The 11,709-nt window shown below is 55.5% G+C and carries 10 protein-coding genes; 8 read left to right on the top strand and 2 right to left on the bottom strand.

The window, feature by feature from the left end; genetic code table 11:
* Positions 1 to 121 precede the first annotated feature (121 nt).
* Together rapA and rluA are read left to right on the top strand one after the other, a co-directional pair.
* Entirely contained in the window at positions 122 to 3,028 is a 2,907-nt protein-coding gene (gene rapA / locus ACOTX5_RS11940) for an RNA polymerase-associated protein RapA (RefSeq protein WP_015572654.1), read from the top strand.
* A 12-nt stretch (positions 3,029 to 3,040) separates the two neighbouring features.
* Positions 3,041 to 3,700 carry a bifunctional tRNA pseudouridine(32) synthase/23S rRNA pseudouridine(746) synthase RluA gene (rluA, locus tag ACOTX5_RS11935; protein WP_003856412.1) on the top strand — a complete coding sequence of 220 codons (660 nt, stop codon included), beginning with the start codon at positions 3,041 to 3,043 and terminating at the stop codon, positions 3,698 to 3,700.
* Positions 3,701 to 3,731: 31 nt separating this feature from the next.
* Here rluA and djlA read toward each other — a convergent pair whose 3' ends face one another.
* A complete protein-coding gene (gene djlA / locus ACOTX5_RS11930) occupies positions 3,732 to 4,547 on the bottom strand; it encodes a co-chaperone DjlA (protein WP_015572652.1) in 816 nt (271 codons plus the stop codon).
* Between the two features lie 239 nt (positions 4,548 to 4,786).
* Here djlA and lptD point away from each other — a divergent pair, with 239 nt between their 5' ends.
* The 6 genes from lptD to apaH are packed head-to-tail and all read left to right on the top strand — an operon-like array spanning position 4,787 to position 11,516.
* Positions 4,787 to 7,138: an LPS assembly protein LptD gene (lptD, locus tag ACOTX5_RS11925; protein WP_017383802.1), complete on the top strand. Its 2,352-nt coding sequence runs from the start codon at positions 4,787 to 4,789 to the stop codon at positions 7,136 to 7,138.
* A 53-nt stretch (positions 7,139 to 7,191) separates the two neighbouring features.
* Positions 7,192 to 8,478, top strand: coding sequence for a peptidylprolyl isomerase SurA (gene surA / locus ACOTX5_RS11920; RefSeq protein WP_017383803.1), 1,287 nt, complete (start codon positions 7,192 to 7,194; stop codon positions 8,476 to 8,478).
* Complete coding sequence (gene pdxA / locus ACOTX5_RS11915; protein ID WP_017694531.1) at positions 8,478 to 9,464, top strand: 4-hydroxythreonine-4-phosphate dehydrogenase PdxA; 987 nt, start codon at positions 8,478 to 8,480, stop codon at positions 9,462 to 9,464. Before surA ends, pdxA begins: the two co-directional genes overlap by 1 nt.
* A complete protein-coding gene (gene rsmA, locus ACOTX5_RS11910) occupies positions 9,461 to 10,282 on the top strand; it encodes a 16S rRNA (adenine(1518)-N(6)/adenine(1519)-N(6))-dimethyltransferase RsmA (RefSeq protein WP_003856423.1) in 822 nt (273 codons plus the stop codon). The genes pdxA and rsmA overlap by 4 nt, the downstream gene beginning before the upstream one ends.
* Positions 10,283 to 10,285: 3 nt before the next feature.
* Positions 10,286 to 10,663, top strand: coding sequence for a Co2+/Mg2+ efflux protein ApaG (gene apaG / locus ACOTX5_RS11905; protein WP_003856425.1), 378 nt, complete (start codon positions 10,286 to 10,288; stop codon positions 10,661 to 10,663).
* A gap of 4 nt (positions 10,664 to 10,667) precedes the next feature.
* Positions 10,668 to 11,516: a bis(5'-nucleosyl)-tetraphosphatase (symmetrical) ApaH gene (gene apaH, locus ACOTX5_RS11900; RefSeq protein WP_015572649.1), complete on the top strand. Its 849-nt coding sequence runs from the start codon at positions 10,668 to 10,670 to the stop codon at positions 11,514 to 11,516.
* A 90-nt stretch (positions 11,517 to 11,606) separates the two neighbouring features.
* On the opposite strand, the gene ACOTX5_RS11895 is transcribed toward apaH, so the two are convergent.
* On the bottom strand, positions 11,607 to 11,709 hold a 103-nt coding region (locus ACOTX5_RS11895), incomplete at its 5' end, for a hypothetical protein (protein ID WP_223230349.1).

The raw sequence follows: 11,709 nt of genomic DNA, 5'->3' as shown, positions 1-11,709 counted from the left end.
ACGAAACCGTTGCCATCCAGTACCATAGCGCCCTTTCCATTCCCGGACCCATTTTTCGACGACCGTCTTTTTTGACGGGGTCGAACTATTGCCTGCAATTAAAGATTAGAGCCGAACAACTATGCCTTTTACACTTGGTCAACGCTGGATCAGCGATACAGAAAGCGAACTTGGATTAGGAACCGTCGTTGCCGTCGATGCGCGCATGGTTACCCTCCTTTTCCCTGCTACCGGTGAAAACCGCCTGTACGCTCGCAATGACTCCCCTGTTACCCGCGTAATGTTCAATCCGGGCGACACCGTGACCAGCCACGAAGGCTGGCAGCTGAAGGTTGAAGACGTAAAAGAAGAGAATGGACTGCTCGCCTACATTGGAACGCGTCTTGATACCGACGAGACGAATGTTATCCTGCGTGAAGTGCTGCTCGACAGCAAACTGGTTTTCAGCAAGCCGCAGGACCGTCTGTTTGCCGGGCAAATCGACCGAATGGATCGCTTCTCCCTGCGCTACCGCGCGCGTAAGTTCCAGAGTGAACAGTACCGCATGCCGTGGAGCGGCCTGCGCGGCCAGCGTACCAGCCTTATTCCCCATCAGCTGAATATCGCCCATGACGTGGGCCGTCGCCATGCGCCTCGCGTGCTGCTGGCTGACGAAGTGGGCCTGGGTAAAACCATCGAAGCAGGCATGATCCTGCACCAGCAGCTGCTCTCTGGCGCTGCCGAGCGCGTGCTGATTGTGGTGCCGGAAACGCTGCAACACCAGTGGCTGGTCGAGATGCTGCGCCGCTTTAACCTGCGCTTCTCCCTGTTCGACGACGAGCGCTATGCCGAAGCCCAGCACGACGCGGACAACCCGTTTGAAACCGAACAGCTGGTCATTTGTTCCCTGGACTTCGTGCGCCGCAGCAAGCAGCGCCTGGAGCACCTGTGCGACGCAGAATGGGATCTGATGGTCGTCGACGAAGCGCACCACCTCGTCTGGAGCGAAGATGCGCCAAGCCGTGAATACATGGCGATTGAGCAGCTTGCCGAGCGCGTACCGGGCGTTCTGCTTCTGACCGCCACCCCGGAGCAGCTGGGTCTTGAGAGCCACTTCGCCCGTCTGCGCCTGCTCGATCCGAACCGATTCCACGATTTTGAGCAGTTTGTTGAAGAGCAGAAAAACTACCGTCCGGTGGCGGACGCCGTCGCGCTGCTGCTGGCCGGTAATCGTCTCTCTAATGATGAACTTAACACCCTCAGCGATCTGATCGGCGAGCAGGATATTGAGCCGCTGCTTCAGGCCGCGAACAGCGACAGCGATAATGCGGGATCTGCGCGTAAAGAGCTGATCGACATGCTGATGGACCGTCACGGCACCAGCCGCGTGCTGTTCCGCAACACCCGTAACGGCGTGAAAGGCTTCCCGAAACGCGAGCTGCACACCATCAAACTGCCGCTGCCGACCCAGTACCAGACGGCGATTAAAGTCTCCGGCATTATGGGCACCCGTAAATCAGCGGAAGATCGCGCGCGCGATATGCTCTACCCGGAGCAAATTTATCAGGAATTTGAAGGCGACACTGGCACCTGGTGGAACTTCGATCCGCGCGTGGAGTGGTTAATGGGTTATCTGACCGCGCACCGTTCCCGGAAGGTGCTGGTGATCTGCGCCAAGGCAGCCACCGCCCTGCAACTTGAACAAGTGCTGCGCGAGCGCGAAGGTATTCGCGCCGCCGTGTTCCATGAAGGCATGTCTATTATCGAGCGCGACCGCGCTGCGGCGTGGTTTAGTGAAGAGGACAGCGGCGCGCAGGTTCTGCTGTGCTCCGAAATCGGTTCTGAAGGCCGTAACTTCCAGTTCGCCAGCAATCTGGTGATGTTCGATCTGCCGTTTAACCCGGATCTGCTGGAGCAGCGTATCGGCCGTCTGGATCGTATCGGTCAGGCGCACGATATTCAGATCCACGTTCCGTATCTGGAGAAAACCGCCCAGTCCGTTCTGGTTCGCTGGTACCACGAAGGACTGGATGCGTTTGAACATACCTGCCCGACGGGCCGCACCATTTATGACCAGGTGCATAGCGATCTGATCGGTTACCTTGCGGCGCCGGAAAACACCGAGGGCTTTGATGAGCTGATCAAATCCTGTCGAGAGAAGCACGACGCGCTGAAAGCTCAGCTGGAGCAGGGTCGCGATCGCCTGCTGGAGATCCACTCCAACGGCGGTGAAAAAGCGCAGCAGCTGGCCGAAAGTATCGAAGAACAGGACGATGACACCAGCCTGATCAGCTTCTCCATGAACCTGTTCGACATCGTCGGCATTAACCAGGACGATCGCGGCGAGAACATGATCGTGCTGACCCCGTCCGATCATATGCTGGTGCCGGATTTCCCGGGCCTGCCGGAAGACGGCTGCACCATCACCTTTGAGCGTGATGTGGCGCTGTCCCGCGAAGATGCACAGTTCATCACCTGGGAGCACCCGCTGATCCGCAACGGTCTGGATCTGATCCTCTCCGGCGATACCGGCAGCAGCACCATCTCCCTGTTGAAGAACAAAGCCTTGCCTGTGGGCACGCTGCTGGTGGAGCTGATCTACGTTGTGGAAGCGCAGGCGCCGAAACAGCTTCAGCTTAACCGCTTCCTGCCGCCAACTCCGGTGCGTCTGCTGCTGGATAAAAACGGTACGAACCTGGCCGGCCAGGTGGAGTTTGAAAGCTTCAACCGTCAGCTGAGCGCGGTGAACCGCCATACCGGCAGTAAGCTGGTGAATGCGGTGCAGCAGGACGTGCATGCCATTCTGCAACTGGGTGAAGCCCAGGCCGAAAAAGCGGCCAGAGTGCTGATCGATGCGGCGCGTAGCGAAGCCGATGAGAAGCTTTCTGCCGAGCTGTCGCGTCTGGAAGCGTTGAAAGCAGTGAACCCTAACATTCGTGACGATGAGCTGGCCGCCATTGAGAGCAACCGCCAGCAGGTGCTGGAAAGCCTGAATCAGGCGGGATGGCGTCTCGACGCCCTGCGTCTTATCGTTGTGACGCATCAGTAAGCGGAGCGCAAGATGGTAATGGAGCCCTACAATCCCCCGATGGATCCGTGGCTGGTCATTCTGTATCAGGACGAGCATATTATGGTGGTTAACAAGCCGAGCGGCTTGTTATCCGTGCCGGGGCGTCTGGAAGAGCATAAAGACAGCGTGATGACGCGTATCCAGCGTGATTATCCCCAGGCCGAGTCTGTCCATCGTCTGGATATGGCGACCAGCGGCGTGATTGTGGTGGCTCTGAATAAAGCGGCAGAACGCGAGCTGAAGCGTCAGTTCCGCGAGCGCGAGCCGAAGAAACAGTATGTCGCGCGCGTCTGGGGCCATCCGGCGCAGGCGGAAGGGCTGGTGGATTTACCGCTGATTTGCGACTGGCCGAACCGGCCAAAGCAGAAGGTGTGTTACGAAACCGGCAAGGCCGCGCAAACCGAGTATGAAGTGCTGGAGTACGCGCCGGATAATACCGCGCGCGTCCTGCTGAAGCCGATTACCGGGCGCTCCCACCAGCTGCGTGTGCATATGCTTGCGATGGGTCACCCCATTCTGGGGGACAGATTCTATGCGCCGCCGGAAGCACTGGCGTTAGCGCCGCGCCTGCAACTGCATGCGCAGACGCTCACCATCACCCACCCTGCTTTCGGCAACGCCATGACGTTCAAAGCCCCAGTGGACTTCTGAAAAAATGGCCCGACACTGTCGGGCCATTTTTTTATTTAAAACCTTTCTGCTCTTTAATTAGCTCGTAGGCTTTCTGGATTTCCTGCGCTTTCTGTTTCGCCATCTCCATCATCTCTGGCGGCAGGCCTTTCGCCACCAGCTTATCCGGATGGTGCTCGCTCATCAGCTTACGATAGGCGCGTTTGATGGTCGTAACATCGTCAGACGGCTTCACGCCGAGGACGTTACAGGCATCTTCAAGCGTAGGGCCACGCTGCGCCTGCTGCCAGCCGCCGCCGGACGATTGCTGCTGATAACCGCCGCCAAAGTGCGCGCCGCCCTGCATCATGCGCAGGAACTGATCGAACTGCATGCGGGAAATGCCCAACTCTTCAGCAATCACATACAGGACGTCCCGTTCATTCGGATGCAGAGAGCCATCCGCGAAGGCGGCCTGGATTTGAATTTCCAGAAACATCCGAATTAAATCAAAACGCCCGAAACAGATGCTACGGAACTGCCGCATTTTTTCACGCAGCGGGTAGTGATCTGATTTACCAATCCGGAACGCATTCTGCGCCGCGATGCGGGATTCGCCGTGCAGATTCATGCGATCCATAAAGACGCTGGCCACCTGAATATCGGCTTCCGTTACGCGTCCTTTTGATTTGGTTAAGTGCCCCATCACCTCGAAGGTGGTGGAGAAAAAGAGTGACTGGCGCTCGCGCTGGTTGGCAAACCAGGCCATTTTGCGGCTGCGTGCTTTATCAAACATATGGCCGATAATGAGGCCAAGAACGACACCCCAGAATCCGGCACCCATAATAATTGCGAACGCAACGCCGATTATTTTACCCCAATACTGCATATACTCCCCGAATGGTCATGTTCCTGGCCGACGCAACGCCATCATTACAGTGGTCGCGCCACGGTCAATTGAGGGACATCGCCTATAATTTGCATTATCATACTCGTCATTCGATAGCGAGCCTAACACTCTGGCGCGCAAACGGGCAGGATTAACGCTGGTACTGCGCTGATGAGTAAGATAGTCTCTGAGCGTTTGTAAGCCGTAGCCACTGATGACGGAACAATAAAATACAACGTATGAAAAAACGTATCCCCACCCTTCTGGCCACAATGATTGGCACCGCCCTGTATAGCCAACAGGGGCTCGCAGCCGATCTCGCCTCGCAGTGTATGCTTGGCGTCCCAAGTTACAATCGCCCACTGGTGAAAGGCGATACGAATGACTTACCCGTCACCATTAATGCCGACAGCGCAAAAGGTAATTATCCTGACAATGCGACCTTTACGGGCAATGTCGATATTAACCAGGGAAACAGTCGCCTGCTTGCTGACGAAGTGCAATTGCACCAGAAGCAACCGGAAGGTGCTCAGGCGCCTGTCCGTACGGTGGATGCGCTGGGTAATGTGCACTATGACGACAATCAGGTCATCCTGAAAGGTCCGAAAGCCTGGTCGAATCTGAATACCAAAGACACCAACGTCTGGGAAGGTGATTACCAGATGGTCGGTCGTCAGGGGCGCGGTACCGCGGACCTGATGAAGCAGCGCGGCGAAAACCGCTACACCATTCTCGAAAACGGCACGTTTACCTCCTGTTTGCCAGGGTCAAATACCTGGAGCGTTGTGGGCAGTGAAGTGATCCACGACCGTGAAGAACAGGTTGCAGAGATCTGGAACGCCCGTTTTAAACTCGGCCCGGTGCCCATTTTCTATAGCCCTTACCTGCAACTGCCTGTGGGTGACAAACGTCGTTCAGGTTTCCTGATCCCGAACGCCAAGTACAGCACGTCGAACTACTTTGAGTTCTACCTGCCGTACTACTGGAACATTGCGCCCAACATGGACGCCACGATCACGCCGCACTATATCCATAAGCGCGGTAACATCATGTGGGAGAACGAATTCCGCTATCTGACCAAGGCGGGCGCGGGTCTGATGGAATTTGATTATCTGCCATCAGATAAGGTGTTCCAGGACGAGCATCCGAGCGAAGGTGATAAGCACCGCTGGATGTACTACTGGAAGCACGCCGGGGTATTGGATCAGGTGTGGCGCTTCAACATCGACTACACCAAAGTCAGCGATCCGTATTACTTCAACGACTTTGATTCTAAATACGGCTCCAGTACCGACGGTTACGCCACGCAGAAATTCAGCGTGGGCTACGCCATTGAGAACTTTGACGCGACGGTGTCGACCAAACAGTTCCAGGTATTTGATACACAATCGCGTAGTACCTATGGTGCCGAGCCGCAGCTGGACGTGAACTGGTATCAGAACGATGTGGGTCCTTTCGACACGCGCGTTTATGCTCAGGCGGTCCATTTCGTCAACACCAACTCGGATATGCCGGAATCAACGCGTCTGCATATCGAGCCGACGATCAATCTGCCGTGGTCAAACGACTGGGCGAGCCTGAATACCGAAGCTAAGCTGATGGCCACCCACTACCAGCAGAAAAATCTGGACTGGTATAACAAACGCTATGGCACCGATCTTGAAGAGTCGGTAAACCGTACGCTTCCGCAATTCAAAATGGACGGGAAGCTGATCTTCGAACGTGATATGGGCCTTCTCGCCGATGGATACACCCAGACGCTTGAGCCGCGTATGCAGTATCTGTATGTGCCTTATCGCGATCAGAGCAAAATTCAAAACTACGACTCTTCCTTCCTGCAATCAGACTACAGCGGCCTGTTCCGTGACCGTACCTACGGCGGGCTTGACCGTATTGCGTCTGCTAACCAGTTAACGACTGGCGTCACAACGCGCGTATATGATGATGCTGCCGTTGAACGTTTTAACGTTTCTGTTGGTCAAATCTACTATTTCACCGAGTCTCGTACCGGTGATGACGACATTAACTGGGAGAAAGACAACAAAACGGGCTCACTGGTATGGGCGGGCGACACCTACTGGCGCATGACGGATCGTTGGGGTCTGCGCGGTGGTGTTCAGTACGATACACGACTGGACAATATCGCGACGGGCAGCGCAGCCATCGAATACCGTCGTGATGAAGACCGCATGTTGCAGTTGACGTACCGTTACGCCAGCCCGGAGTATATCCAGGCGACGCTGCCAAACTATGCGAATACAGACCAATACAAAGACGGTATTTCACAGGTGGGTACCGCCGCGAGCTGGCCGATCGCCGATCGTTGGTCAGTCGTCGGGGCCTACTACTATGACACGAATGCCCAAAAACCTGCTGACCAGATGCTGGGTCTGCAATACAACTCCTGCTGTTACGCAATACGTGTCGGTTACGAACGCAAACTTAACGGCTGGGATACGCAAAACAGTCAGGGCAAATATGATAACGTGATCGGCTTTAATATCGAGTTGCGCGGCCTGAGTTCTAACTACGGTCTGGGCACGCAGCAGATGCTGCGCTCGAACATTCTGCCGTATCGTAGTTCATTGTAATGTGCTTGATTTACAACGTAATCCGCTTTGCGGTTAATTGAAATGGAAAAAGTATGAAGAACTGGAAAACGCTGCTACTCGGTGTCGCTATGGTTGCGAATACCAGCTTCGCGGCCCCACAGGTTGTCGATAAAGTCGCGGCTGTGGTTAACAACGGCGTCGTGCTTGAAAGTGACGTTGACGGTTTGATGAAATCTGTAAAGCTCAACTCGGGCGAAGCAGGTCAACAGCTTCCGGATGACGCTACGCTGCGCCACCAGATCCTGGAGCGTCTGATCATGGATCAGATTGTTCTTCAGATGGGCCAGAAAATGGGCGTGACGATCTCTGACGAGCAGCTCGATCAGGCGATCGCCAACATTGCAAAGCAGAACAACATTACCCCGGATCAGATGCGTAGCCGCCTGGCCTACGACGGCATCAGCTATGCCACCTACCGTAATCAGATCCGTAAAGAGATGCTGATTTCAGAAGTGCGTAACAATGAAGTCCGTCGCCGCGTCACCATCCTGCCTCAGGAAGTGGATGCCCTGGCAAAACAGGTAGGGAATCAGAATGATGCCAGCACCGAGCTTAACCTGAGCCACATCCTGATCCCACTGCCGGAAAACCCAACCTCCGATCAGGCGGCTGAGGCGGAAAGCCAGGCGCGCGCTATCGTTGAGCAGGCGCGTAATGGCGATGACTTCGGCAAGCTGGCGATCACCTATTCCGCTGACCAGCAGGCGCTGAAAGGCGGCCAGATGGGCTGGGGCCGTATTCAGGAGCTGCCATCCCTGTTTGCCCAGGCGCTGAGCACGGCGAAGAAAGGCGACATCGTCGGTCCAATCCGTTCCGGTGTGGGCTTCCACATTCTGAAAGTGAATGACCTGCGCGGCCAGAGCCAGAACATTTCGGTTACCGAAGTGCATGCCCGTCATATCCTGCTTAAGCCGTCTCCGATCATGACTGACGATCAGGCTCGTGCGAAGCTGGAACAGATCGCGGCAGACATCAAGAGCGGTAAAACCACCTTCGATAAAGCGGCAAAAGAGTTCTCTCAGGATCCTGGCTCTGCAAACCAGGGCGGTGACCTGGGTTGGGCGGCAGCGGATATTTACGATCCGGCTTTCCGCGATGCGTTAATGAAGCTGAATAAAGGCCAGATGAGCGCGCCGGTACACTCCTCCTTCGGCTGGCATCTGATCCAGCTGATGGACACGCGCAACGTGGATAAAACCGACGCGGCGCAGAAAGACCGTGCGTATCGCATGCTGTTTAACCGTAAGTTCTCTGAAGAAGCCGCAACCTGGATGCAGGAACAACGCGCCAGCGCTTACGTGAAAGTGTTGAGCAACTGATGATACCGCATCGTGTTGTGATCACCCCCGGCGAACCCGCCGGGATTGGGCCTGACCTTGTGGTTCAGCTCGCCCAGCGCAGCTGGCCGGTAGAGTTGGTTGTCTGCGCAGATGCAACACTGTTACAAGACCGGGCAGCTTTGCTCGGTCTGCCTTTAACGCTCCTCCCTTACGTTGAAGGCCAACAGCCCGCACCGCAGCAGGCGGGGACTCTCACCCTGCTTTCTGTTCCGCTCCGTGCGCCTGTTGTCCCCGGTGAGTTACACACCGAAAACGGCCACTACGTTGTCGAGACGCTGGCGCGCGCCTGTGACGGTTGCCTTCAGGGCGAATTTGCCGCCCTGATCACCGGTCCGGTGCATAAAGGCGTGATCAATGACGCGGGCATTCCGTTTACCGGGCATACCGAATTTTTCGAAGAGCGTTCGCACAGCCCGAAAGTGGTGATGATGCTGGCAACCGAAGCAATGCGCGTTGCGCTGGTAACAACGCACCTGCCGATCAAAGCCATTCCAGATGCCATTACGCCTGAACTCCTGCGTGAGATCATTGGCATTTTGCATCACGATCTGCAAACCAAATTCGGCATTCCGCAGCCGCATGTGCTGGTTTGCGGCCTGAATCCGCACGCGGGTGAGGGCGGACATATGGGCACCGAAGAGATCGACACCATCATTCCGGTGCTTGAGGAGATGCGGGCGAAGGGGATGAACCTCAGCGGGCCTCTGCCTGCCGACACCCTTTTCCAGCCCAAATACCTGGATAATGCCGACGCCGTACTCGCGATGTACCACGATCAGGGTCTGCCCGTGCTAAAATACCAGGGCTTTGGCCGCGGGGTGAATATCACCCTCGGTTTACCCTTTATTCGAACGTCCGTTGACCACGGTACTGCGCTGGATCTGGCAGGCCAGGGAAAAGCGGATGTCGGCAGTTTTATTACGGCGCTTAATCTCGCCATCAAAATGATTGTTAATACTCAATGACTAATCGAGTCCATCAGGGCCACTTAGCCCGTAAACGCTTCGGGCAAAACTTCCTCAACGATCAGTTTGTGATCGACAGTATCGTTTCTGCCATTAATCCGCAGAAAGGTCAGGCCATGGTCGAAATCGGCCCGGGTCTTGCCGCGCTGACCGAGCCGGTAGGCGAACGCCTCGACGAACTGACCGTTATCGAACTCGACCGCGATCTGGCCGCGCGTCTGCAAACGCACCCGTTCCTCGGGCCGAAGCTGACGATTTATCAGCAGGATGCGATGACCATGAACTTTGGCGAACTGTCAGAAAAAATGGGACAGCCGCTGCGCGTGTTCGGTAACCTGCCGTACAACATCTCCACCCCGCTGATGTTCCATCTGTTTAGCTATACTGATGCCATTGCCGACATGCACTTCATGTTGCAAAAAGAGGTCGTTAACCGTCTGGTTGCAGGGCCGAACAGTAAAGCGTATGGTCGTTTAAGCGTGATGGCGCAATATTACTGCAACGTGATCCCGGTATTAGAAGTACCGCCTTCCGCATTCACGCCACCGCCAAAGGTAGATTCTGCGGTTGTGCGCCTGGTGCCACATAAAACGATGCCGTACCCGGTCAAAGACCTGCGCGTGCTGAGCCGTATCACGACAGAAGCCTTTAACCAGCGCCGTAAAACGATTCGTAACAGCCTTGGCAATCTGTTTACCGTTGACGTATTAGCTGAGCTGGGCATCGACCCGGCAATGCGTGCGGAAAATATTTCCGTAGAGCAGTACTGCAAGCTGGCTAATTACATCAGCGACAATGCGCCGCCGAAGGAGAGCTAAGCCATGATTGATTCGCCCCGCGTCTGTGTTCAGGTTCAAAGCGTCTACATTGAGTCCCAATCCACACCGGATGAAGAACGTTTTGTCTTTGCTTATACCGTAACCATTCGCAATCTGGGGCGGATGCCTGTGCAACTGCTCGGGCGCTACTGGCTTATCACCAACGGCAATGGCCGTGAAATTGAAGTCCAGGGCGAAGGCGTGGTCGGTGAACAACCCCATATCGCCCCTGGCGAAGAGTATCAGTACACCAGCGGCGCGGTAATTGAAACGCCGCTGGGTACCATGCAAGGCCATTATGAAATGGTCGATGCCGACGGCAATGCTTTCCGCATTGCTATTCCCGTATTCCGTCTCGCCGTACCTACACTTATTCATTAATCTAATGTCTACATATCTGATTGGCGACGTTCACGGTTGCTACGATGAACTGATCGCATTATTAAAACAGGTCGACTTCACCCCCGGGCAGGACACGCTCTGGCTGACGGGCGACTTAGTGGCGCGCGGTCCCGGTTCCCTGGACGTCCTCCGCTATGTCAAATCGCTGGGTGACAGCGTGCGCATGGTGCTGGGCAACCACGATCTGCATCTGCTGGCCGTATACGCCGGGATCAGCCGTAATAAGCCGAAAGATCGCATTACCCCCCTGCTGGAAGCACCGGATGCCGATGAGTTGCTCAACTGGCTGCGTCGCCAGCCACTGCTACAGATTGACGAAGAGAAAAAACTGGTGATGGCGCATGCCGGCATCACGCCTCAGTGGGATCTTGAGACGGCAAAAACCTGCGCGCGCGACGCCGAAGCGGTGCTGGCGAGCGACTCCTACCCGTTCTTCCTTGATGCGATGTACGGCGACATGCCAAATAACTGGAGTGATGACCTCAGCGGCCTGGCACGACTGCGTTTTATCACCAATGCTTTTACGCGGATGCGCTACTGCTTCCCGAACGGGCAACTGGATATGTATTGCAAAGATACGCCTGAAAATGCCCCTGCGCCGCTTAAGCCATGGTTTGCGATTCCGGGCCCCGTGACAAACGAATACAGTGTGGTATTTGGACACTGGGCATCGCTGGAAGGAAAAGGCACCCCGGAAAATATCTATGCGCTGGATACCGGATGCTGCTGGGGCGGGGATTTAACCTGCTTACGCTGGGAAGATAAAACCTACTTTGTGCAGCCATCCAACCGACAGCTGGACTTAGGCGAGGGTGAGGCAGTCGCCTCCTGAAGATGTTTATCCTCTCCCTTCGGGGAGAGGATAAAACCGTTAACGACGTTCCAGAATTTCGAAGCAGTAGCTGTGTGCTGAGAGATCCCCTCATAATTTCCCCAAAGCGTAACCATGTGTGAATAAATTTTGAGCTAGTAGGGTTGCAGCCACGAGTAAGTCTTCCCTTGTTATTGTGTAGCCAGAATGCCGC

The organism is Enterobacter cloacae complex sp. IR5441 (assembly GCF_049238215.1).
In the GTDB taxonomy this organism is placed as follows: Bacteria; Pseudomonadota; Gammaproteobacteria; order Enterobacterales; family Enterobacteriaceae; genus Enterobacter; species Enterobacter hormaechei_C.
This window is presented reverse-complemented; position numbering and strand designations above follow the sequence as displayed.

Coding starts and splice junctions, on each gene's coding strand:
- rapA (WP_015572654.1), top strand. CDS start 122: ATGCCTTTTACACTTGGTCAACGCTGGATCAGCGATACAGAAAGCGAA.
- rluA (WP_003856412.1), top strand. CDS start 3,041: ATGGTAATGGAGCCCTACAATCCCCCGATGGATCCGTGGCTGGTCATT.
- djlA (WP_015572652.1), bottom strand. CDS start 4,547: ATGCAGTATTGGGGTAAAATAATCGGCGTTGCGTTCGCAATTATTATG.
- lptD (WP_017383802.1), top strand. CDS start 4,787: ATGAAAAAACGTATCCCCACCCTTCTGGCCACAATGATTGGCACCGCC.
- surA (WP_017383803.1), top strand. CDS start 7,192: ATGAAGAACTGGAAAACGCTGCTACTCGGTGTCGCTATGGTTGCGAAT.
- pdxA (WP_017694531.1), top strand. CDS start 8,478: ATGATACCGCATCGTGTTGTGATCACCCCCGGCGAACCCGCCGGGATT.
- rsmA (WP_003856423.1), top strand. CDS start 9,461: ATGACTAATCGAGTCCATCAGGGCCACTTAGCCCGTAAACGCTTCGGG.
- apaG (WP_003856425.1), top strand. CDS start 10,286: ATGATTGATTCGCCCCGCGTCTGTGTTCAGGTTCAAAGCGTCTACATT.
- apaH (WP_015572649.1), top strand. CDS start 10,668: ATGTCTACATATCTGATTGGCGACGTTCACGGTTGCTACGATGAACTG.